At 30.2% G+C, this 23829-nt stretch carries 27 protein-coding genes and 1 pseudogene; 27 read left to right on the top strand and 1 reads right to left on the bottom strand.

Going from position 1 to position 23829, the window contains the following annotated elements:
- Positions 1-109: 109 nt before the first annotated feature.
- The 9 genes from hydE (at position 110) to VLK81_RS07555 (ending at position 10150) form a co-directional block, all read left to right on the top strand.
- Positions 110-1114, top strand: a complete 1005-nt coding sequence (gene hydE, locus VLK81_RS07595; protein WP_324620025.1) for a [FeFe] hydrogenase H-cluster radical SAM maturase HydE — start codon at positions 110-112, stop codon at positions 1112-1114.
- Positions 1111-2538 (top strand): [FeFe] hydrogenase H-cluster radical SAM maturase HydG, encoded by a 1428-nt coding sequence (hydG, locus tag VLK81_RS07590; protein ID WP_324620024.1) that lies wholly within the window; start codon positions 1111-1113, stop codon positions 2536-2538. The genes hydE and hydG overlap by 4 nt, the downstream gene beginning before the upstream one ends.
- Positions 2535-3671, top strand: a complete 1137-nt coding sequence (gene hydF, locus VLK81_RS07585; protein ID WP_324620023.1) for a [FeFe] hydrogenase H-cluster maturation GTPase HydF — start codon at positions 2535-2537, stop codon at positions 3669-3671. Before hydG ends, hydF begins: the two co-directional genes overlap by 4 nt.
- A gap of 19 nt (positions 3672-3690) precedes the next feature.
- Positions 3691-4149, top strand: coding sequence for an NADH-quinone oxidoreductase subunit NuoE family protein (locus tag VLK81_RS07580; protein ID WP_324620022.1), 459 nt, complete (start codon positions 3691-3693; stop codon positions 4147-4149).
- A 1-nt stretch (position 4150) separates the two neighbouring features.
- Positions 4151-5725 carry an NADH-ubiquinone oxidoreductase-F iron-sulfur binding region domain-containing protein gene (locus VLK81_RS07575; protein WP_324620021.1) on the top strand — a complete coding sequence of 525 codons (1575 nt, stop codon included), beginning with the start codon at positions 4151-4153 and terminating at the stop codon, positions 5723-5725.
- Positions 5726-5736: 11 nt separating this feature from the next.
- Positions 5737-7476, top strand: coding sequence for an NADH-dependent [FeFe] hydrogenase, group A6 (locus VLK81_RS07570; protein WP_324620020.1), 1740 nt, complete (start codon positions 5737-5739; stop codon positions 7474-7476).
- Between the two features lie 140 nt (positions 7477-7616).
- Complete coding sequence (locus VLK81_RS07565; protein WP_324620019.1) at positions 7617-8900, top strand: C40 family peptidase; 1284 nt, start codon at positions 7617-7619, stop codon at positions 8898-8900.
- Between the two features lie 397 nt (positions 8901-9297).
- Positions 9298-9870, top strand: a complete 573-nt coding sequence (locus VLK81_RS07560; RefSeq protein WP_324620018.1) for a tetrahydrofolate dehydrogenase/cyclohydrolase catalytic domain-containing protein — start codon at positions 9298-9300, stop codon at positions 9868-9870.
- Positions 9851-10150, top strand: a complete 300-nt coding sequence (locus VLK81_RS07555) for a hypothetical protein (RefSeq protein WP_324620017.1) — start codon at positions 9851-9853, stop codon at positions 10148-10150. The genes VLK81_RS07560 and VLK81_RS07555 overlap by 20 nt, the downstream gene beginning before the upstream one ends.
- Before the next feature lie 155 nt (positions 10151-10305).
- On the opposite strand, the gene VLK81_RS07550 is transcribed toward VLK81_RS07555, so the two are convergent.
- A complete protein-coding gene (locus VLK81_RS07550; RefSeq protein ID WP_324620016.1) occupies positions 10306-13140 on the bottom strand; it encodes a penicillin-binding protein 1A in 2835 nt (944 codons plus the stop codon).
- Between the two features lie 135 nt (positions 13141-13275).
- On the opposite strand from VLK81_RS07550, the gene hflX reads away from it, so the two are divergent.
- The 18 genes and pseudogenes from hflX (at position 13276) to murD (ending at position 23827) form a co-directional block, all read left to right on the top strand.
- Positions 13276-13893 carry a GTPase HflX gene (gene hflX / locus VLK81_RS07545; RefSeq protein WP_324620015.1) on the top strand — a complete coding sequence of 206 codons (618 nt, stop codon included), beginning with the start codon at positions 13276-13278 and terminating at the stop codon, positions 13891-13893.
- A gap of 10 nt (positions 13894-13903) precedes the next feature.
- Positions 13904-14491 carry a GTPase gene (locus tag VLK81_RS07540; protein WP_324620014.1) on the top strand — a complete coding sequence of 196 codons (588 nt, stop codon included), beginning with the start codon at positions 13904-13906 and terminating at the stop codon, positions 14489-14491.
- A gap of 17 nt (positions 14492-14508) precedes the next feature.
- Positions 14509-15171 (top strand): IMPACT family protein, encoded by a 663-nt coding sequence (locus VLK81_RS07535; RefSeq protein WP_324620013.1) that lies wholly within the window; start codon positions 14509-14511, stop codon positions 15169-15171.
- Between the two features lie 23 nt (positions 15172-15194).
- Positions 15195-15920 (top strand): YebC/PmpR family DNA-binding transcriptional regulator, encoded by a 726-nt coding sequence (locus VLK81_RS07530; RefSeq protein WP_324620012.1) that lies wholly within the window; start codon positions 15195-15197, stop codon positions 15918-15920.
- A complete protein-coding gene (locus tag VLK81_RS07525; RefSeq protein WP_324620011.1) occupies positions 15921-16361 on the top strand; it encodes a lipoprotein intramolecular transacylase Lit in 441 nt (146 codons plus the stop codon).
- Positions 16333-16554, top strand: a complete 222-nt coding sequence (locus tag VLK81_RS09800) for a lipoprotein intramolecular transacylase Lit (RefSeq protein ID WP_407651962.1) — start codon at positions 16333-16335, stop codon at positions 16552-16554. The genes VLK81_RS07525 and VLK81_RS09800 overlap by 29 nt, the downstream gene beginning before the upstream one ends.
- 49 nt (positions 16555-16603) lie before the next feature.
- Positions 16604-17339, top strand: a pseudogene (lgt, locus tag VLK81_RS07520) (prolipoprotein diacylglyceryl transferase).
- Between the two features lie 150 nt (positions 17340-17489).
- Positions 17490-17924, top strand: a complete 435-nt coding sequence (mraZ, locus tag VLK81_RS07515; RefSeq protein ID WP_324620010.1) for a division/cell wall cluster transcriptional repressor MraZ — start codon at positions 17490-17492, stop codon at positions 17922-17924.
- Positions 17925-17936: 12 nt separating this feature from the next.
- Positions 17937-18860 (top strand): 16S rRNA (cytosine(1402)-N(4))-methyltransferase RsmH, encoded by a 924-nt coding sequence (gene rsmH / locus VLK81_RS07510; RefSeq protein ID WP_324620009.1) that lies wholly within the window; start codon positions 17937-17939, stop codon positions 18858-18860.
- Positions 18861-18862: 2 nt separating this feature from the next.
- A complete protein-coding gene (locus tag VLK81_RS07505) occupies positions 18863-19312 on the top strand; it encodes a hypothetical protein (RefSeq protein ID WP_324620008.1) in 450 nt (149 codons plus the stop codon).
- A 31-nt stretch (positions 19313-19343) separates the two neighbouring features.
- Complete coding sequence (locus tag VLK81_RS07500) at positions 19344-19559, top strand: hypothetical protein (RefSeq protein ID WP_324620007.1); 216 nt, start codon at positions 19344-19346, stop codon at positions 19557-19559.
- On the top strand, positions 19552-20049 hold the full coding sequence (locus VLK81_RS07495; protein WP_324620505.1) for a penicillin-binding protein 2: 498 nt from the start codon (positions 19552-19554) through the stop codon (positions 20047-20049). Before VLK81_RS07500 ends, VLK81_RS07495 begins: the two co-directional genes overlap by 8 nt.
- Positions 19988-20368 (top strand): penicillin-binding transpeptidase domain-containing protein, encoded by a 381-nt coding sequence (locus VLK81_RS07490; RefSeq protein WP_324620006.1) that lies wholly within the window; start codon positions 19988-19990, stop codon positions 20366-20368. Before VLK81_RS07495 ends, VLK81_RS07490 begins: the two co-directional genes overlap by 62 nt.
- Positions 20349-20543, top strand: coding sequence for a hypothetical protein (locus VLK81_RS07485; RefSeq protein ID WP_324620005.1), 195 nt, complete (start codon positions 20349-20351; stop codon positions 20541-20543). Before VLK81_RS07490 ends, VLK81_RS07485 begins: the two co-directional genes overlap by 20 nt.
- A complete protein-coding gene (locus VLK81_RS07480; RefSeq protein WP_324620004.1) occupies positions 20536-21351 on the top strand; it encodes a penicillin-binding transpeptidase domain-containing protein in 816 nt (271 codons plus the stop codon). The genes VLK81_RS07485 and VLK81_RS07480 overlap by 8 nt, the downstream gene beginning before the upstream one ends.
- Positions 21338-21538, top strand: coding sequence for a PASTA domain-containing protein (locus VLK81_RS07475; protein ID WP_324620003.1), 201 nt, complete (start codon positions 21338-21340; stop codon positions 21536-21538). Before VLK81_RS07480 ends, VLK81_RS07475 begins: the two co-directional genes overlap by 14 nt.
- Before the next feature lie 9 nt (positions 21539-21547).
- Positions 21548-22507, top strand: a complete 960-nt coding sequence (gene mraY, locus VLK81_RS07470) for a phospho-N-acetylmuramoyl-pentapeptide-transferase (protein ID WP_324620002.1) — start codon at positions 21548-21550, stop codon at positions 22505-22507.
- 9 nt (positions 22508-22516) lie between these two features.
- Positions 22517-23827: a UDP-N-acetylmuramoyl-L-alanine--D-glutamate ligase gene (gene murD / locus VLK81_RS07465; RefSeq protein ID WP_324620001.1), complete on the top strand. Its 1311-nt coding sequence runs from the start codon at positions 22517-22519 to the stop codon at positions 23825-23827.
- Positions 23828-23829: the final 2 nt, after the last annotated feature.

Raw genomic sequence — 23829 nt, 5'->3', positions numbered from 1 at the left:
TATAATTATATTTTATAAAATTAATAGTGCTTTTTTTATTTCATAAAATCGTTTTTTTACAAATTTACAATTAAAATCTGATATGCTATAATATAAAAGGGGTTATATTATGTTTAGGGAATTTTTTTCGGATGAAGATATTTTAGATATTTTTAAGTCAAACGATGAAAAGGTTATCATATCTTTAAATGAAAAAGCTAGGAGGATTACAAATAGTATCTATCAAAATAAAATCTTCATAAGAGGACTTATAGAAATTTCAAATTATTGTAAAAATAATTGTTTCTACTGCGGAATAAATAATAAAATGAAAATCAAAAGATTTAGACTTAGTAGTGATGAAATTATAGCCTCTTCCAAACTTGCCTATAAGGAAGGTTTTAGAACTTTCGTATTACAGGGAGGAGAAGATAGTTTTTTTACTGATGATATTTTGTCTAGGATAATTTACTCAATAAAAAATTTATTTCCAGATACCAGAATCACTCTATCCTTAGGAGTAAGATCTAAAAAATCCTATAAAATTCTTAAAGAAAGTGGCGCTGATAGATATTTACTTAGATTTGAAGCTGAAGATGAAATATTTAAGAAACTACATGAATCATCTCAAATTTTAAATATAAGAAAAAAAGCTTTACTTGATTTAAGGGAAGTTGGATTTGTTATCGGAACAGGATTTTTAGTTGATCCTCCATTTACTAATCATATTAACACTCTAAACTCAATAAAGTTTATAAGAGAGCTAGAGCCTGAAATGATTGGCATTGGACCATTTATACCAGCTAAGGGAACTATTTTTGAAAAATATCCTGCTGGCTCTGTTAAAAACACTTTAAAAATACTATCAATTTTAAGAATTGAAAATCCACATAGCTTAATTCCATCAACTACAGCTCTAAACACCATTGATAAGGATGGAAGAATTAAAGGAATTTTAGCAGGAGCAAATGTTGTTATGCCAAATATAAGCCCAGATGTTGCAAAGGAAAATTATAAACTTTATGATAACAAAAATTCTACTGGACTTGAGTCGCTTTATGGTCTTAAAGCCCTAGATGAACTTTTAAATGAATATGGATATGAAATTGATTATTCAAAGGGGGACAATAAATGACAGAATTTAAAATAGATTCAATGAAAGCCGAAGAATTTATTAATGATCTTGAAATAAAAAGAACTATATCTTGGGCTGAGGAAAATAAAGATAATAAAGAAATGCTTGTTGAAATTTTAAAAAAAGCTGAAGCACAAAAGGGCCTTTCTTATGATGAAGCTTATTTACTCTTAGTTTCCGATTACCATGATATTAACGACAGAATATTTAAACTGGCTAGGGAAATCAAAAATAGGATTTATGGTAATAGGATAGTAATGTTTGCACCTCTTTATTTATCAAATTACTGTATAAATGGTTGTACATATTGTCCTTATCATGCAAAAAACAGGACAATTCCTAGAAGAAAACTTTCATTGGATGAAATTAAAGAAGAAACAATTTCACTTCAAAATATTGGCCATAAAAGGTTAGCTCTTGAAGCAGGTGAAGATCCTGTAAATAATCCAATTGAATATATAATAGACGCTATAAAAACAATTTATAGCGTTCACCATAAAAATGGAGATACAAGGAGAGTTAATGTAAATATAGCAGCGACTACTGTTGAAAATTACAAAAAATTGAAAGAAGCAGGCATAGGTACCTATATTTTATTTCAAGAGACATACAACAAGGAAAATTATGAAAAGCTTCATCCAACTGGACCAAAGTCTAATTACGCTTATCATACAGAAGCTATGGATAGGGCAATGGAAGCTGGAATTGATGATGTTGGAATTGGGGTCTTATTTGGTCTAAATAGTTACAAATATGATTTTATAGGGCTACTTATGCATAGAGACCACTTAGAAGCTAGGTTTGGAGTTGGTCCTCATACAATTTCAGTACCAAGAATTTGCCCAGCTGATGACATAGATTTAGATGAATTTACTAATGCTGTTCCAGATAATATTTTTGAAAAAATTGTTGCTATTATTAGAGTTTCTACTCCTTATACTGGGATGATTATATCTACTAGAGAATCTGAAAAAGTTAGAAAGAAAGTTTTAGAGCTAGGTATAAGTCAAATTTCGGGAGGATCTAAAACAACTGTTGGAGGATATTCTGAGTCTGACAGATTAGAGGCAGAAAACTCTCAGCAATTTGACATTTCAGATACTAGAAGTTTAGATGAGATTGTTAGATGGTTATTAGAGCTTGGGTATATCCCTTCATTTTGTACAGCATGCTATAGACAAGGTAGAACTGGCGATAGGTTTATGCAGCTTGCAAAAGAAGGTAATATTGGATATATATGCACACCAAATGCTCTTTTAACTCTAAAAGAGTATCTGTTAGATTATGCTAGCCTAGAGACCAAAGAAATTGGCGAAAGAGTTTTAAAAGAAGAATTAGAAAAGATAGAAAATATAAAATTAAAAGATAATCTAACAAAATGGCTAAAGGAAATTGAATTAGGCAAGAGAGATATAAGAGTATGATTACAGGTGAAAGAAAGATAATTGGGATATTCGGCAAGGTTAATTCAGGAAAATCAACATTTATTAATAATCTTACCAAATCAAATGCATCTATTGTATCAAGTGAAGAGGGAACTACCACAGACCCAGTTAAAGTTTATTATGAAATAAAAAACTTAGGAAAGACTGTTATTTATGATACAGCTGGCTTTGGTGACAAGTCAAAACTTGGAAAGGTAAGGGAAGAAAGAAGCTTTGAAATTCTTGATAAGTGTGACTTATGTATATATGTAATTGATTTAACATTAAATAAGGGAAAAGAATCAATTGACCCTATTGATGAAGGATTTCTTGAAAGAGTTGAAAGTCTTCAAAAAAAAGTAATTTATATAGCTAGAGTTAACAAGGATTTCAAAAAAGATTTTTACCTACCTTCTCTAATTTACAGAGGAGAAGAAGATAATTATAAGGTTTTTGAAATAATAAAAAAACTCTTAAATAGTGATAGCAAAAAACATCTTTTAGGAGACCTAGTTAAAGAAGGTGATAGGGTTGTTTTAGTTATACCTATTGATGATCAATCTCCAAAAGATAGGATAATTTTGCCTCAGCAGATGGTTATTAGAAGCTTACTTGACAAAAAAGCTCTAATTAGCATTTGCGGGCCGAAAGAGATTTTAGAATTAAAGTCATCACTAGATAAAATTGATTTAATAATTACAGACTCTCAAGCATTTAAAGAGGTTTACAAGATAGCTAAGGACGAAATTAAGATTACAAGTTTCTCAATTCTTTTTGCAGCTTTTAAAGGAGATTTAGATTACTTTATAGAGTCTTTTTATAAAATAAAAGATTCAAAAAATATCGTAATATATGAGGGGTGCTTCCATCACCCTGGAGAAGATGATATTGCTAGGGTTAAAATTCCAAATCTTATAAGAAAAAAATTTGGAGACAAAAATTTTTCCTTTACAAGAAATAGAAATGATTTAAAAGGAAATGATCTTGCAATAATTTGTGGTAGCTGTACAAAGACCAGTAGTGAAGTTTTAGATCTAATAAACTTTGCAAAAGAAAATGGAGTTTATATGACTAATTTCGGCATTACAATAGCTGGTCTTACAGATATATTAGAAAAGGTAGCCTTACCTTAAAATGAGCGGAGGAGATAGTATGGGCACAAGTAAATTTGATAGTTTTTTAAAAGGGAAAACAAGTGAAGACCTAATTGAAGTTCTTCATAAAACTCAAGATTTGTTTGGTTATATACCAGAAGAAGTAATTGATAGAATTTCGGATAAACTCAATGTTCCTGTTTCTAAAATTTATGGGGTATGTACATTTTACTCTAGGTTTAGTTTAGTTCCTAAGGGAAAATTTGAAATAAGTGTTTGTATGGGTACAGCTTGTTATGTGAAGGGCGGAGATAAAGTATTAGAAGAGTTTGAAAAGCAACTTGGAATAGGCGTTGGTGAAACATCACATGATGGACTTTTTTCGATTGTTGAAACTAGATGTGTCGGTGACTGTGCAAATGCTCCCGTAGTAACTGTAAATGACAAGGTATATAAAAAAGTATCTCCTAAAGATGTAGAAAACATAATCTATGAATTATCTCAAGAGGAGGAGTAAAATGTTTAAGGATAAACTTGATAAAATAAAGGAAGAAGCTAAAAAAGAATTATTTGATAGATTATCTTCCAATGGAAATTACTTAATTGAAGGAGATACTATAAAGCTTATTGGAGATTTTTACAAAAATCAAACAAGAATATCTCTTAAAAACTATGGGATAATAAATCCAGAAAGTATTGAAGAGTATATTGCACTAGGTGGTTATAGAGGACTTTATAAAGCATTGTTTGAGATGACAAGACAAGAGGTCATTGAAGAAGTTAAAAAATCGAATCTAAGAGGAAGAGGTGGAGCTGGATTTCCTACAGGAAGAAAGTGGGAAGGGGCTTTTAAAGTAGAAGATTATCCCAAATATGTAGTTTGCAACGCAGATGAGGGTGACCCTGGTGCATTTATGGATAGATCTTTACTAGAAGGTGATCCTCATTGCGTTATAGAGGGAATGTTAATAGCTGCATATGCTATTGGTTCCAATAAAGGATATGTGTATGTTAGAGCAGAGTATCCAAAGGCTGTATCAATGCTTAGGAAGGCAATAGAGAGCGCTAAAAAATATAATATGCTTGGCGAAAACATTATGGGAACTGATTTCTCATTTGACCTTGAAATTAGACTTGGAGCTGGCGCTTTTGTTTGCGGGGAATCAACTGCACTTATTCAGTCAATAGAAGGAAACAGAGGTCTTTCTCAACAAAAAGTGTATAGGACTACTGAAAAAGGATTATTTAATAAACCTACAGTTTTAAATAACGTTGAAACTTTCTCAAATATTGGTCAAATTATAGATAAGGGTGCAGATTGGTACCTATCATACGGAACTGAGGATTCAAGTGGAACAAAGGTATTCTGTTTAGTTGGTAAGGTTGAAAATTCTGGGTTAGTTGAAGTTCCTATGGGAACAACTCTTAGAGAGATTATTTATGATATCGGTGGTGGAGCAAGTGGAGGTAAAAAGGTAAAAGCTGTTCAGACTGGAGGACCTTCTGGTGGATGTATACCTGAGAATTTATTTGATACAAAAGTAGATTTTGCATCCCTTAAAGAAATAGGATCAATTATGGGTTCAGGTGGAATGGTGGTTATGGACGAAGATGACTGTATGGTTGATATTGCAAAATTCTTTATGGAATTTACTGTTGATGAATCATGCGGAAAATGTACTCCATGTAGAATTGGAAATAAAAGAGTTTATGAAATTCTTCAAAAAATCACAATGGGCAAAGGAACTGAAGAAGATCTTGAAAAGTTAAAAGACCTTTCAGAACTTATTACTAAAACATCTTTATGTGGACTAGGTCAAACAGCAACAACTCCGGTAGTTTCATCTATGCATTATTTTTATGATGAATACAAGTCTCATACTGACGGACACTGTCCTGCAAAAGTTTGTAAAGATTTATTAAATTATGAAATTCTTGATAAATGTGTTGGATGCAGTTTATGTAGTAGGAAGTGCCCAGTTTCTTGTATAGAAGGTGAAAGAAAAGAAGTTCATCATATTAATCAAGCTGAATGTATAAAATGTGGAAACTGCTTCGACGTCTGTCCAATACATGCAATTATTCTTAAGTAGGAGTGTATATAATGGAAAATATGATTAATCTAAAAATAAATAATAAAGAGGTAAGCGTTCCAAATGGAACTACAATTCTAGAAGCTGCTAAGAAGGTAAATATCCATATACCTACACTTTGTCATCTAGACCTTCATGATTTAGGTTTTGTAAATGAAGAAGCTAACTGCAGAATTTGTATGGTTGAAAATGGCAAAAAGATGGTACCAGCTTGTAACACTCTAGTAAAAGAAGGTATGGATATAAAAACTAATTCTATAAAAGCTATTAACTTTAGAAAAATGAATTTAGAATTACTACTTTCTAACCACCCAAAAGACTGTCTTGTTTGTAATAAAAATGGCAGGTGCGAATTACAGTCATTAGCTGCCGCACTAAATGTAAGAGAAATTAAATATGATGGAGAAAGAATGACTTTTCCAACTGATAATTCATCATATTCAATAATTAGAGATCCTGATAAGTGTATTCTTTGCAAAAGATGTACAACTATGTGTAATAATGTTCAAACGGTAGGAACATTAACTGATGTTGGTAGAGGATTTAATACAGTAGTTACAACTGCTATGCATAGACCAATGATAGATACAAACTGTACATTTTGTGGGCAGTGTTTAGCCGTTTGCCCAACAGGAGCTATCAGTGAAGTTTCGAATATTAGCCAAGTTTACAAAGCACTTATGGATGAAACGAAGACTGTTGTCGTTCAAACTGCGCCTGCTGTTAGAGTAGCTTTAGGTGAAGAGTTTTATATGGAAGAGGGAACAATAGTAACAGGAAAGATGGTTGCATCTCTTAAACAAATGGGCTTTGATTATGTTTTTGATACAAATTTTGCTGCTGACCTTACAATTATGGAAGAAGCAACTGAATTTGTAGAAAGATTTAAAACTAAGAAAAATCTTCCTATTCTTACATCTTGCTGTCCTAGCTGGGTTAAATTTATTGAGCATAAGTTTAATAATCTATTAGATATTCCATCAACTTGTAAATCTCCGCACGAAATGTTTGGTTCAATAACAAAGTCATATTTTGCTAAGAAGATGAACTTGGATCCTAAGGATATAGTTGTTGTATCGATAATGCCTTGTGTTGCTAAAAAATATGAAGCAAATAGGAAAGAACTTTCATCTACAGGTTATGCTGATGTTGACTATGTTGTAACTACAAGGGAACTTGCAACAATGATTAAAGATATGAATATAGATTTCAAAAATATAGAAGATGCAGAATTTGATGATCCTTTAGGAGAATCAACTGGAGCTGCTGTAATTTTTGGAGCAAGCGGTGGAGTATTAGAAGCAACTCTAAGAACAGCTTACAATATGATTACAGGTGAAGACCTTAAAAACGTAGAGTTTCATGATTTAGAAGGAATTAAAGGGATTAAAGAAGCTGTTGTTAATATTCAAGGTACAGATGTTAAGGTTGCTGCTGCAAACGGATTAGGTAATGCTAGAAAATTACTTGAGATGGCATCAGAAGATAGATCTAGATTTGATGTAATTGAAATTATGGCTTGTCCTGGAGGATGTGTAGGTGGAGGAGGTCAACCTTTCTTAAGAGGAAGATCTGATAAACTTATAAAAAGGATGAATGCAATAAGAGAAGAAGATAGAAATAAACCACTTAGAAAGTCCTATGAAAATGAATCAATTAAAAAGCTTTATAAAGAGTTTTTAGGAGAGCCAGGAAGCAGTAAAGCTCACGAATTACTTCATACATCATATATAGAGAGAATTGACAAATAAAACCAAGTACTATTCAATTATTACAAAAATGTAATAAATGACATAAATCGTAACCAAATTGTAACTAATTTATTGACATTACAATTTGGTTACATTATTATATACCTATAAATAAGATGAATTTGGGAGGAGTTTTATTTATGAAAAGGTACAAGCTTGCCTTGGCCCTAGGTCTAATGGCAATAGCTTCGATTCAATCTAAAGGGATTGCGGAGAGAGATTATAACATTCAAAAAATACAATTAAAAAATAAAATAGTATCAAATTCAAGTGAAAAATTTACTGAAGTAAAAAATATAAATTATATAAATTCAAAAGTAGCAAAAGTAGCAAAAGAAGAAAATAGGACTGAAGAAGTAAGAGTATCTGATAAAAACAATCTTAAGGAAGTAAAGATTGCAGATGCAAAAAATACTGAAGAGGAATTAAAAGAAAATAGGACTACAATTTCTACTTCCGCTACTAGTGAGGCTGAATCTATTCAATCAGAATATCTAGAAGTTAAAAAAGAAAATTCTGAAACTTTAGAAGAAATTCCTGAAGTCCAAGATACTCAAAGTCAAAGTGATATTATTAACAATTCAAATGTAGAAGAAAATGATCTTTATGAAGCTGAAGAAGTTACAGAAATTGCTAGTGAGGAAAGTGACAATACAGTTTCACTTTCACTTATAGGCTACACTACAGACGACATAAATGTAAGGAGTGAGAGGGGAGAATTTTCAGAAATTCTAGGAATACTTGCCTCAGGTAGTGAAATTTCTGGAAGTGTTGAGGATGGTTGGGTAAAGATCATCTATAATGGTCAAATAGGATACATATCTGAATCATTTGTTTCTGAAACAGGAACATCCTTAACAGAAGATGAAATTTCAAAAGAAGCTAAAGAAAAAATAGCTCAAGAGAAGAAATTAGAAGAAGCTAAAAAAGCTGAAGAAGCAAAAAAAGCTGAAGAAGCTAAAAAAGCTGAAGAAGCGAAGAAAGCTGAAGAAGCAAAAAAAGAGCAAGATATTAAAGACATAGAGATAGATCCTAATTTATCTGACAAGGTTAAGGCAGTTGTTACAAATGCTAGAAACTTTTTAGGAACAAATTATTTATTTGGTGGAGCTTCTCCAGAAACTGGATTTGACTGCTCAGGTTTTATATACTACTTATATCAAGAATATGCAGGAGTAACTTTAAATAGAATTACAACTGGTCAAGCTAACAACGGTTTTGCAATTACTGAAGAAGAACTTGAACCTGGTGACATTATCCTTTTCCAAAATTCATGGTCTGACTATATTGATCATGTAGCTTTATATTTAGGAAATGGAGAATATATTCATGCTGCTACAGAGGATAGAGGAGTAGTTATTGATTCTGTAGAGGGATCATATTTTAAAAACCAAACTGTTGGTTTTAGAAGAATATTTAATTAAATAAAATAATTTAATTGGTATAAAGATAATTATCTTTATACCTTTTTTTAATGGGAAAAATTATTATATTATCCGTTTAGATAAAAACATTATTTTTTTAGTTTAATTTATAATATAAGAAGATTATTTTATAATTTATAAATATAAAAGTAAAATAAGTGTATTTATTTATAATATTTAAGATTATAAATGCTTTTTTTGCAAAAACTAAGGTAAAAAAGTAATATAGTAGAAATAATTTCATTCTTAAACTTTTTATAATTGATAAACTAGTTAGTTAGATTTATATAGATTAAATTATAAACTATATTATATAATAATTATTTAGCTAGGATTAATACTTTTATTTTTTTCAATTAGATGATAAAATATATATATAAAATTATGGAGGTATATAATGACTGAAATTTTAAAGGGAAAGCCTGTTGCAGATGCTATAAAGGCTGATATTGTTGAAAGAGTAAATAAGTTAAAAGATAGGGAAGTAAATCCTAAGCTATGTGTTGTAAGACTTGGAGCAAATCCAAATGATATTTCATACGAAAAGGGAATATTAAAAAATGCTGATAAGCTTGGAATTTTAACAGAAGTTATTGAAATGGAAGAAAGTTCGACTACAGAAGATCTTTTAGACTTATTCGATAAATTAAATGCTAATAAAGAGATCTCTGGAATACTTCTTTTCAGACCTCTTCCAAGACATATAGACGAAAATCTTATAAGAAATAAAATTGATCCAAGTAAAGACGTTGACTGTATGAATCCTTATAATCTTGCAAAAGTATTTGAAGGCGATTTTTCTTCTATGGTTCCTGCAACTCCTATGGCTGCTATGAAGATGCTTGAACACTATGGCGTTGAACTTGAGGGTAAAAATGTTTTAGTTATCAATAGATCTTTAGTATTTGGAAAGCCTATAGCAATGATGCTTTTAAGAAAAAAATGCAACAGTGACTATTGCTCACTCTAGAACTCAAAATCTTGAAGAATTAACTAACAAGGCTGATGTTGTTATTGTAGCAATAGGAAGAATGGGCAGCTTAGATAAGAAATTCTTTAATGAAAAATCTATAATAATTGATGTTGGTGTTTCAGCTAATAGTGAAGGAAAGGTTGGAGGAGATGCTAACTTTGATGAACTTGAAGACTATGTAAATAAGATTACTCCTGTTCCAGGTGGAGTAGGATCTATAACAACATCTCTATTATTTGATCAAGTTGTAAAGGCAGCTGAAATTCAAAACAAATAAAATATACATTATTATAAATAAAATGGCTTACCAAATTTGGTAAGCCATTTTTATGTGATTAATTAAATAGATCTAGAATAGAGTTTAGGATATTTCCATCGTCTTCTTGATCATCAGGATTTTCTGGTGGATTTTCTCCATTTTCTCTTCTCTTCTTATCTTCCTCTTCTTTTTTCTTCTTTTCCTCTTCTTCTTTTTTTCTTCTTTTCTTCTTCCTCTTTCTTTTTAGCTAACTCTTCATAGTCTGTAGTTGTTTTTTGACTCGGAACCATTTGATCCCAATCTTCTGGAACGATGCCATTGTTTTTACTAGGATCATATATTGGATCTCTGGTTAAGAAAGCTCTTGTTTCTACAAATTCATCTGGAGCATCATCGGGAGCTAAAAGACCATCTTTTAAATCAACTTTTTTCCATACATAAGCTTTAGATTCAGTTTTAGGTTCAGTTCCTTTTACAAAATATTCTTTTTTTATTTCTCCTTTAATTCTACATGCATCTGAAGGAAGATCACCAGATTTAACGCATACCTCAACTTCTACTATATCTGAAGGTTTTTGGAATTTTTTACTTGTATGTCCTTCTAAAAGAGCTTTATTTATTGCTCCCCATAGTTTTGTTGAATAAACTGAAACCTCTGATAGTTTAAGGTTTTGATTATCTGCACCTATCCAAACACCAACAGTATAATATGGTGAATATCCCATAAACCAAGAGTCTTGGTTAGAAGTTACGGTACCAGAAGTTCCTGTTTTACCAGCTACATCAAAACCTTCGACTTGAGCATTAGCTGCAACACCATGGTTTGTTGTAGAATGAAGAGCATCTGTAATCAAAAATGCGTTTCCTGGCTTCAAAACTTCTTTATTCTCTTGAGAATTTTCTAAAACAATATTACCTCTAGAATCTAAAACTTTTGAAAAAGATTTTGGTGAGTTATATTTTCCACCATTTGCTAATACAGAATATGCTGTAGTCATCTTTAAATTAGTAAAGCCATAAGTCATACCGCCTAAAGCCATAGCAGCTGTATTTTCATCATTTATACTATTATTCTCAGCTCTACTAATAAATGTATCATTAGCGGGATGGCCTTTATCAATAAGTCCAAATTTGGATAGGAAAGTTTTAGAATAATCTATTCCAATATCTTCTAGTTTTTTTACTGCATTTACATTGGCTGAGATTTCTATTGACTCTCTTAGACTAATCAGTCCTTTATAAGTTCCATACCAGTTTTGTGGCCACAATTCTCCCTTGTCATTGTAGTGAGGAAGGTCATCAATTACTGTTGCAAGAGTGTCTCCTTTTTCCAAAGCTGGAGCATAAACTGCTATTGGTTTTATACTTGAACCTGGTTGTCTAGCTGAATCTACAGCTCTATTTAAAGAAGTTCCAAGACTTTTTCCCCTTCCGCCTAACATAGCTAGGACATTTCCATTCGTTTGATCCATAACTACAGTTGAAGACTGCGGCTGAACTAGTCCATTTGTGTCAACTTTATAGAATGATTTGTTAAAAGTTAAAACTTCATCAACAGAGTAAAAATCTTTATTGCTATCTAAAAACTCTTTATTTATTGTAATAGAACCATCATCTGATTTTTGAATAAATTTAGATTCTAATGGAATTACAGTCCAGTCATGACTATAAAGGTCTCCATTTTCATTTATAGTATAAAATGGTCTAAACATTAAAGAGCCTTCCTGATAGTAGGCTTTAGGGCTAGTTATCTTAAGTCCATTATCTAATACTTCAAATTCTCCATTTGATAGGTAAATAGAGTTATCTTCAGTTAATATGTTTGGTTTTTTGTAGAATATAACACCATCAGCGTTATCTACTATATCTCCATTATCGTTTGTTCTAACTGTTAAATAGTTTAAACTGCCTTCTCCACCTTCGCCTAAAATAGCTTGGTTGAAGTTAGAATATACTGATTCTAATTTTTTTTGTAAGTCTACATCTAAATTAGAATAAATTTTAAGTCCACCATGATATAATTTTTCATAAGCTTCATCTTCACTTAAACTATAACTATTCATTAGTGATTTTACTACATCTCTTTTTACATAGGCTGTATAATATGATGAAACATCTTTTAATTTTCTTTCTGGAGGATTTATACTTGCTGATATATCTTCTTTAAGAGCATCATTTTTTTCATTTTCATTAATATAACCGAGTTCAGCCATTTTAGATAATACATAATTTTTTCTATCCTCAAAAGCTGGATTATATACTATTACATATTTGCTACCTGAAATTTCTGTTTCAGCTAGCACTTTATCATCTTTTCCTACATCTTCAGGATATAGGGTAAAGTATAGGGAGTAGTCCGTTGGAGCCTTAGGTATAGTAGCTAGGGCAGCACACTCAGCTAATGTTAAATCGGACACTTTTTTTGAGAAATAAGTATCTGCTGCAGCTGCAACTCCATAGGCATTTTGTCCTAAAAAAACTTTGTTCAAGTATAGTTCAAGGATTTCATCTTTTTCTAAAGCCTTATTCATTTTTAGAGCAATATAAGCTTCTTTTATCTTTCTATCTAAGGATTTTTCACTATTTAAATATAGATCCTTGGCAAGTTGTTGAGTTATTGTTGATCCTCCTCTAACAAATCCCCCAGCTGTAATATTATCAAGTGCACTTTTTCCAATACCTATAATATCAACGCCAGGATGTTTGTAGAAACGCTCATCTTCAACAGCAATAAAAGCCATCTTTAAATTTTTTGGCATATCATTGATAGAAAGCACCTCTCTATATTCTGATGACTCTACTTTTTCAATTAAATTTCCTTTATTATCAAATATTTCAGAGTTTTCAGTTAAGGCACTGGAAACTTTAGACAAATCTATATCGGGTGATTCTTTAATTACATCAATTGTTGATCCTCCAACTGCACCTACAAAAATTGCTGCACACATAAATACTATTAGAATCAAAGTAAGTAGGCATTTGAAGAATATCTTCAAAGGATTTTTCATATCATACCTCCATTAAATATATATATTTTATTATAACATATAATTGTAAGCTTAGTTAATATTATCTTATCTAACATACAGTTATTTGTAAAATAAGTATTGCTATTGTATAATATAACCAATGGATGTGATAAATTGAAAGAAAAAGTTATAATTGCAGCACTAAATAATTACGAGGATAATAAAGATTTTGAGTCTTCTTTAAAAGAAATTGAAAGATTAGCAGAGTCTGTTGGAGCAGAAGTTTGCGGAACTTTAGTTCAAAACAATATGAAAATAGACTCTAAAACATATATAGGTAAAGGTAAGGCTGAGGAGCTTAAAGAAGCCAGTGAAAATTTGAATGTTGATACAATTATTTTCAACAATGAACTTACAGGTTCTCAGCAAAAAAATTTAGAAAAAATAATTAAAAAGAATATAATTGATAGAACTCAACTAATTCTTGAGATTTTTGCAAATAGGGCTCATACACCTATTTCTAAAATGCAGGTTGAGCTTGCAAAAGCAAAATATATGCTTCCTAGACTTAAAGGATCATTCCAATCATTTGATAGACAAGGTGGAGGTATTGGTACAAGAGGCGGTGGAGAAACTCTGATGGAAACAGATAGGAGGCATATTTTACTTAGGATTAATTATCTTAAGGATAGACTTCAAAAAGATGAAGTGACGAGGGACAACAAGAGAAGAAATAGAAATAGAACTGACAAAAAAGTTGTTTCACTTTTTCGGATATACCAATGCTGGTAAATCCACTATTATGAATAAAATGATTGAGTCTTCAAGTCAAAGAGAAGATAAAAAAGTATATTCAGATGACCTTTTATTTGCAACTTTAGATACATCTCTAAGGGAAGTTGTAAGTCCTAGTGGATATGAGTTTATTCTATCTGATACTGTAGGAATCATAGAAGATATACCTATTGGACTAGTTGAGTCTTTTAAGTCTACTTTAGAGGAGCTTAAGTATTCTGACCTAATATTAATTGTGCTAGATACCTCTAGTGAAAATGCCCAAAGGCAAATTCATGCTATTAATGATTTAATAGAAAAGTTAGACTTAAAAGAAATAAAAAAACTTGAAGTTTACAATAAAATAGATTTGCTTGAAGATGACTATTTAATATCAGATGCTGGTTTATCTGATAATAAGATTAGGATTTCAGCTAGAAAAGATGAAGATATTAAAAAATTATTTGAAAAGATAGAAGAACTTTTAACTGAAGATTTAGTAAGTACAGATTTTTTTATTGATTATAAGGAGCAAAAGATAATTTCAGAACTTTTAGATCTAGCAAGCAATAAGAAAGTAGAAAAAAAAAGATACAGGCCTATTAATTCATGCTGATTTAGAAAAATACTACTATGAAAGATTTAAAAAATATGAGTGCAAATAGCTATAAAACTATACTAAAAAGAGGGATAGATGAATTTGAGGTAGATAGGTCTAGATTTATTGGAAGTGCACAATTTGCCGAGACTCAAGAAGAAGCAGAAAATTTCATAAGGGAAATTAGTGAGAAATATAAAGACGCAACACACAATGTATATGCCTATATAATAGATAATACAGTTATGAAATATTCTGACGATGGAGAGCCGAGTGGTACTGCTGGTCCTCCAATTTTATCAATTCTACAAAATAAAAATTTAAAAAAGACGGTAGTAGTTGTTACTAGATATTTTGGTGGCAGACTTCTTGGAAAGGGAGGATTAGTTAGGGCATACTCAAAAGCTACTCTTTTAGCACTAGATAAGGCCTTAATTATTGACAAGGCCCTATATTTTGATGTACAATTAATCGTTAGTTACTTAGATTTGGGAAGAATAAAAAATTACCTGTCTATAGAAAATATCCATATTTTAAAAGAAGATTTTACTGATAAGGTGTGCATACGAATCTATATACACACTCAAGGTAGGGAGAAACTTATTAAAGATCTTAATGATCTTACAAATGGTAATATAGATATAAAAATAAATAAAGAACTTTTTTTACCAGAACTTGATGGTAAAATAATTTTATAACAAACAATGAAGGAAGTGAATTTATGTCAGGACATAATAAATGGAGTAAGATTAAAAATAAAAAAGGTGCCGAAGATGCAAAAAAAGGAAAGATGTTTACTAAACTTGCAAGAATGATTTTTGTTGCTGCAAGGGAAGGAGGAGCTGATCCTGAATATAATGCTCAGCTAAAAACTGCAATTGAAAAAGCAAAAGCAGAAAATATACCAAATGACAACATAGAAAGGGCATTAAAGAAAGCCCAAGGCGCAGAAGATGCTGGAAGTTATGAAGAATTATTTTATGAGGGATATGGACCCGAAGGTGTTGCAGTTATGGTTCTTTGTCTAACAGATAATAGGAATAGAACTGCACCTGATGTAAGGCATGTTTTTGATAAATTTGGTGGCAATCTTGGTCAAAATGGTTCGGTTTCCTTTATGTTTGATAAAAAAGGACAATTAGTAATAAATGGTGAAGGACTTGACGAAGAAAGTGTTATGAATGATGCACTCGAAGCAGGAGCTGAGGATTTCATCTCTGAAGATGGTTTTTTTGAAATATTAACTGTTGATAAGGATTTTGCTGAAGTTAGAGATTATCTTTTAGATAAGGGATATAAGTTTGAAAAAGCTGATATTTCATATATTCCTCAAAATTATGTTAAAATATCAGACGAAAAAAACATAGAAAAGATGGAAAAATTAATTGACAGTCTTGAAGATAACGATGATGTTCAAGAAGTATATCATAATTGGGATGAAGAGTAGATGAATAGAGTTGTTTCATTTACTCTTTCTTTCTTTATATTAATTATTTTACTTTTAACTTCATTAGAAATAAATTCTTATGATTTAAATTTTTATAATAATTTTCAAGAAAAAAATAATATTAGTGAGGATAGCGGATTAAGCAAAGAAAAATTAAAAGAAATTAATAATGATTTTATCTTATTTTTAAAGAAGGGTGATACTTCACTTTTAGATAAACATTTTAATGAAAATGAAGTAAAACACATGGAAGATGTATATAAGTTATATAGTGGTGGAAAAGCTCTAAGACTAATATTAATTATATTTGTAATTATCATTCTTTTATACTATTTAAAAAAAACTAATACTTATATATTATTCAATAAACTTAGCAAAAATATTTTTTTTTGGTTCTTTTATTTTTTTAGCCTTGATTGGCTTATTGTTTTTGAATTTTGAAAACAGTTTTATTATTTTTCATAAGATATTTTTTAACAATGATTTATGGCTAATGAACCCAAATACTGATATTATGATTAGAATTTTAACTGGAGACTTTTTCTATCAAATTTGTATTAGAATTATTATATACTTTTTGATTTTTTTCTTTTATATTATCTTTATTTTTAAAGATAATTTCATTAAATTTTAAAAAATCTATTAGTAGATAAATTTCAAGGAGGTTTAAATTGATACCAAAACTGGACAGAGTAGCATTTTCAATTTTTGGAATTGATATAATGTGGTATGCCATTCTTATATCTTTAGGGATGGTTTTAGGAATACTATTAGCAACTAAGGAAGCCAAGAGAAGAGGAATTTCAGAAGATGATCTATCTGATATTTTATTAGTTTCTCTACCTTTATCAATAATAGGTGCTAGATTATATTATGTCATTTTTCAGTGGGATTATTATAAGAACAATCCAATTGAAATAATAAATATTAGAGGCGGTGGACTTGCTATTTATGGGGGTATAATTGCTGCATATTTGGCTGCATACTTTATGTCTAAGAAAAAAAAAGATTAACTTTTTAGATATTACAGACCTAACTGCCCCTTCACTTGCACTTGGCCAAGCTATTGGCAGGTGGGGAAATTTTATTAATATGGAGGCTCATGGAACTGAAACAAATCTTCCTTGGGCAGTAATAATTGATGGGAAAAGCTACCACCCGACATTTTTATATGAATCATTAGGAAATTTTATTATATTTATCTTTCTCTTATATTATTCTAGAAAAAAACAAAAAGCTAAGGGAGAAGTTATTAGCTTTTACCTTATATTTTATGGAATACTTAGGTTTTTTGTAGAAGGCCTAAGAACAGACTCACTTTACTTTTTAGGATTTAGAATTTCTCAAATCGTTAGTATAATATTTATCTTGGTGGGTATTTATTTATTAATAAATTCTAGAAAAAAAATAATTAAATAGATTTTTATAAAATAAATTTTCACATAAGTTATAAAAGGCTAGAAATAGCCTTTTATTTTTTTTTGCTTATTTGAAAAATATATAAAAATAGGGTATTATATATATGAGTGGTATAAAAGTGGTAAAAAGTGGTAAAAAGTAGGTGACTTTATGTTTACTGGAGAATTTAAATATAGCATTGATTCAAAAGGTAGAGTAGTATTTCCTCCTAGGTTCAGAGAAGAACTTGGGACTACTTTTTATGCCACAAAAGGAATGGAAAATACCATTTTTATATATACAAATAATGAGTGGGAAATTTTAGCGGAAAAAATTGGTAGACTTAAGCAACTATCAATGAAAGAGGCCAGATCTTTCGCTAGATTGTTTTTCGCTGGAGCTAGTCCTTGTGAACTTGACAAGCAAGGAAGACTATCAATACCACAAAATTTAAGACAATATGCTCAGTTGGATAAGGAAGTATATATAATTGGAGTTGCTAAAAGAATCGAGATTTGGGACAAGGAAAAGTGGGAAGCCTTCAATGAAGATGAAAGTTCTAACTATGATTCAATTACGGAAAAGTTACAAGATCTAGAAATTTAGTAGGAGAATAATATGAATCCATCACATAAACCAGTTCTATTAGAAGAAACTATAAAATCATTAAATATTAGAGAAAATAAAATATATTTAGATTTAACTCTTGGTCTTGGTGGACATAGCAATGAGATATTAAAGCATTTAAACAATACTGGATGGCTTTATGCATTTGATCAAGATCAAAATGCTATTGATATAGCTAAAAAAAGATTAGAATCCTACCAAAATGTAACAATTATTAAGGATAATTTTGTTAATTCAGTAAAAAGACTTGAGGAAATTGGAATATATTCTGTTGATGGAATTTTAATGGATATAGGCGTATCATCTATGCAAATAGATGATAAGGAAAGAGGCTTTTCATATTCTCAGGATAGTGAGCTAGACATGAGGATGGACAGGTCAAATCCTTTAACAGCAAAAGATATAATAAATAGGTATTCAAAAGAAGAGTTGGAAACAATTTTCTTTGAATATGGAGAAGAAAAGTATTCAAAGAAAATTGTTTCGAATATTTTAAAAGAAAGAGAAAAAAAAGAAATTCGAACAAGTTTTGAGTTAAATGAAATTATCAAAAAAAGTGTTATGGGAAATTATGAAACTCATCCTTCCAAAAGAGTTTTTCAAGCTTTAAGAATTGAAGTAAATAAGGAGCTTGATGTCCTAGAAAAGACTATCCCTTTATTACTAGATATTTTAAATAAAGAAGGAAGAATAGCTATAATTACTTTTCATTCACTTGAAGATAGAATTGTAAAATCAATTTTTCAAAGAGAAAGTAAAAATTGTATTTGTCCTAAAGAATTACCAATTTGTGTTTGCGGACATAAGAAGAAAATAAAGATTATAACTAAAAAGCCTATAGTTGCAAGTGATAGTGAAAACAAAGAAAATCCTAGAGCTAGAAGTGCAAAACTTAGGGTTGCAGAAAGAGTTTAGATATGGAAGAAAGAATTAGAAAAAAAGACAGTCTTGAAAGAAAAAGAGTAAAAATAGTTAAAACTGTCATGCCTAATAATGAGAATAGAAAAAAAACTTTATATAGAAGATTAAAGTTAAGAAATATAAAACTATCCATAATGGGGATTTTATCTATTGCCATGATATTTACACTTTTATCTAGATATTCTAAAGTTTCTCTGTTATCGAATAGGTCTTTTGAACTTGATAATGAGATAAAAAGCTTACAAGCAGAGAGAGATTTTTTAATAACAGAGATAGAACCATATAAGGCTACAGATAGGATAGAAAGCTTAGCCAAGATTAGACTTGGGATGGACTATCCTAGAACTGACCAGTATGTAAGTGTAGATACTGATTTTAAAGAGCATGAATTAGCTGAAGAAAAAAAAACCCTGAGAAATCTTATGGGCTTTTGTCTTCTATATTAAACTTTTTTAGATAATATATTAGGTGATTAATATGGGAGATAGGAAAAAGAGAGAAAAGAAAACAATATCTTATAATTTTTCTTCTAGGGTTAAGTTTATTACTTCTCTTTTTATAATACTTTTTATCTACTATGGAGTAAGACTAATTTATTTAAACTCTGAAGGTGGGGATGAGTACAAGAATAAAGCGATTGAGCAAAGAATAAGTGAAGTAGAACTTAAACCGAAAAAGAGGACAGATACTTGATAGAAATAAAAATATTTTAGCAACAAATGTTTCTATAAATAGTCTTTATCTTTGGCCAAATGAAATGAAGAATGTTGCAAAAACAGTTTCTAAAGTCTCTGAAATTACAGGCATAGATGAGGAAGAAATTTATGAGAAAATAGTTGGGAAAAGTATTGTCAAAATAAAAGATCGTGTTTCTAATGAAATGAAAACACAGCTAGAAAAAGCTATGGATTATAAAAATGATGACTATATTACGGGTGTATCCATTTCTCCGGAGGAGAATAGATTTTATCCTTCAGGAAAAAGTCTACCTTTTGTGCTTGGCTTTGTAAATTCAGATGGGATAGGTCAATATGGAATAGAAGCATCCTATAATAAAGAACTCTTTGGCAAAAGTGGGAAAAGCAAGGAAGCAGTTAATCCACTTGGACAGTTAATTCCATTTGAAAAAAAAAGAAACAGTAGAAGCAGATCAGGGAAACGATGTAGTTCTCACTATAGATGAGAGGATACAAGAATTTGTATCAAAGTTTGGAGAAGAAAATTATAATAAATACAAGCCCAAAAAACTTTCTATAATAGTTATGGATCCTAATAATGGTGATGTACTAGCATTAGATAATTATCCTAAATATGATCCAAACTTTCCAAGAAAGTCATTAGATGAAAAGGAGCAAAAATTATTCGAATCCTTATCAGATGAAGCTGTAACAGAAAAATATTATGATATGTGGAGAAGTTTTGCAGTTAATGATGTATATGAACCAGGAAGTGTATTTAAATTTATTACAGCTTCTGCAGCCTATGAAGAAAAAAACTGCTAATGACAGCATTAACTACAGGTGTGATGGAGAAGTTGAGGTTGATGATACAATACTTAGATGTTATAGGTATTATGATCCACATGGTGATCAAAATTTTGTAGAAGCTATGGACCATTCTTGCAATCCAGCATTCATAAAAATAGCACAAGATCTTGGAAAAGAAAAAAATGTATGAATATATAAAGAAATTTGGATTTGGAAAGAAGACTGGAATTGACCTACCAGCTGAAGAAGAGGGAATTATACCTAAAAGTTTGGATGAAATTTCAAATGTAAGACTGGCTACTCTTAGTTATGGTCATGGGATAGCTGTTACACCAATCCAGATGATTACTGCTATAAACGCAGTTGTAAATGGTGGAAATTTATATAAACCAAGAATTGTTAAGGAAATTGAAGATAGTGATACAAATAATGTTTTTGTAAATAACTCGCAAGTTGTTAGAAGAGTTATATCTAAGGAAACATCAAAAAAAATGCGAGAGATGATGAAATCTGGAGTGGAACATGGAACTGCTGATGGAGCAAAAATCTCAGGATATGACGTAGGTGGGAAGACAGGTACAAGTGTTAAATTTGTAGATGGAGCTTATCAAATGGAAACTACAGTAGCTTCATTTTTAGGAGTGTTTCCATCAGAAAACCCAAAATATACAATACTTGCTGTTATTGATGAACCAAAGGGAGCTTCTTCAGGAAATGTTGTAGCAGCTTCATGTGTCAAAAATATCATAAAGTCTATAATTGACCTTGAAGGGATACTACCTGATAGTAGCGCAGAAACTGATAGTGAGGAAGTAGAGGTTCCAGATATAGTTGGTTTAAAAGTTTTAGATGCAGTTAATTTACTTATTGAAAATGGACTTGAACACTCAATAACTTCATTTGAAGTAGATTCAGATGATCTTGTTTTATCACAAGCACCAGCAAAAGGAGAAAAAAATCAGAAAAGGATCTATTGTAGATATAATGACAGAAAATAACTTAATTGGAAAAGTTGAAGTGCCAGATATATTAAACTTGAAATTTAAAGATGCAAGGAGTATATTAGACAGTATGCACCTAAGTTATGATGAGCATAAAGGTGATAGTGTAATAAGCTACCAAAAACCAAGTGCTGGTTTTTATGTTGAAGAAGGATCATATATTTATATTGAGACCAATGAATAGGAGATATTAATGGAAAAAATAAAGAGTATAACACTACTTCTTTTGAATGCGATAGTTTTAAGCATTATTTTAGGAAAACTATTTATACCGATTCTAAAGAAAATGCATATAGGACAAAACATAAGAGAAGAAGGTCCAAAAGAACATTATAAAAAATCAGGAACACCTACTATGGGAGGAATAATAATACTTCTTACCATAATTATTTTATCTATCATATACTTACCAAAAGATTTAAAATTACTAATTATAATAATAGGATCTTTAGGATTTGGATTTGTAGGTTTTATAGATGATTTCCTAAAATTAGTTATGAAAAGATCGCTTGGTTTAAGTGCAAAAGGCAAATTACTCTTACAATTTGCCATATCTTTTATAGTTATTTATCTTTTAAAAAAAGAGTTAGGTGTGGACTATGATAAAGTAATTTTACCATTTTCAAAAAATACAATTCACCTTGGATATTCAATATTTATTATTTACCCATTTATAATGCTTGGTACTGTAAATGCAGTTAATTTAACTGATGGACTAGATGGATTAGTTTCAACAGTTACACTTCCAGTATTAGGATTTTTGCTAGTTGCCTCAAATCATGATTTGAGTACAAGTGGAATAGTTATAATTACATTTGGAGCACTTTTAGGATTTTTAGTATTTAATTCCAATAAAGCATCTGTATTCATGGGGGATACAGGATCCATGCTTTTAGGTGGACTAATAACAACAATTGCACTTATGTATAATATGGCACTTTTCATACCAATATTTGGTTTTATTTATCTAATAGAAGCATTATCAGTAATAATTCAAGTTATAAGTTATAAGACAAGAAATAAAAAAAGAGTATTTTTAATGAGCCCAATTCATCATCATTATGAGCTTAAAGGATACAATGAACAAAAGATTGTAACAGCATTTTCAGTGATATCTGTTATTTGCTGCTTAATAGCTACAAATTTACTTTAGGAGATAAAAATGGAAGAAAAAGTTTTAATTTTAGGATATGGAATTACAGGAAAGGCATCAGCTAGTTCCCTATTAGAGCTAGGTAAAAAAGTCTATATTTATGATGAGAAATTAGAAGAGGAAGAGATACTAGCTAACAATAAAAATTTAAAAGTTTTAAAAGAATTAGATAATTTAGAAGATTTTTCATATTGCATAAAATCTCCTGGGATCAAACCATCAAACCCAATTGTCAAAAAAATTAAAGAAAAAGTTGAAATTATTTCTGATTTGGAACTTGCATATAGACTATATCCGAAGAGAAAAATAATTTCAATTACAGGTACTAATGGTAAAACTACTACATCTACACTTGTAAATGAAATTCTTTTAAATGCAGGATATAAATCACATTTAGTTGGCAATATAGGAATTGGTATGCTTCCATATTTTATTAGTGGATCTGATTCAGATATATATGTTATTGAATCTTCTTCCTTTCAGCTAGAAGATACATCAAAATTCAAACCAAATATAGCTTCAATTATAAATATTACCCCAGATCATAATGATTGGCATGGATCTTTTGAAGCATATAGGGACGCAAAGCTTAAAGTAACAAAAAATCAAACTGAGGAAGATTTTTTAATTATTAATGATGATGATAAAATACTACATGAAGTTCAAACTAAAGCTAATCTAGTTAGAACAAGTAAGGGAAGAAAACTATCAAAAGGAATTTTTGTAAGTGGTGAAAATATAGTAAAAGATTCAGAAGATAATGTTATAATGAAGACTTGTGAGATAAAACTTTTAGGAAAACATAATTTAGAAAATGTTTTAATTGCTATTGCTATAGCAGATTCACTATCTGTACCTTTTGAATGTATCAGAAACACTGTAAAAACCTTCAAAGGAGTAGAACATAGAATAGAATTTGTGCGAGAAGTACAAGGTGTAAAATTCTATAATGACTCTAAAGGAACCAATGTAGATGCAACCATAAATGCAATAAAGGCCTTTGATTCAGATATTTATTTAATACTTGGTGGATATGACAAGTTTGTTTCGTTTGAAGATTTATTTAATGCTTTTGAATCCAGAGTAAAGATGATAGCAGTTTTTGGTCAAACTAAAGAAAAGATTCTAGACCAAGCTAAAAAAAGTGGTTTTACAAATATTATTAGCGTAAGTGACCTTGAAGAAGCTGTTGATGTTCTTTTCGATAAGGCTAAAGATGGATCTAATATTTTATTATCTCCTGCTTGTGCATCTTGGGATATGTATCCTAATTATGAAACAAGAGGTAGACATTTTAAGGAGATAGTAAATAATTTATAATA

Source organism: Citroniella saccharovorans (assembly GCF_035481615.1).
In the GTDB taxonomy this organism is placed as follows: domain Bacteria; phylum Bacillota; class Clostridia; order Tissierellales; family Peptoniphilaceae; genus Citroniella; species Citroniella saccharovorans.
The sequence above is the reverse complement of the archived record's forward strand: the minus strand, read 5'-3'. Positions and strand labels throughout refer to the sequence as shown.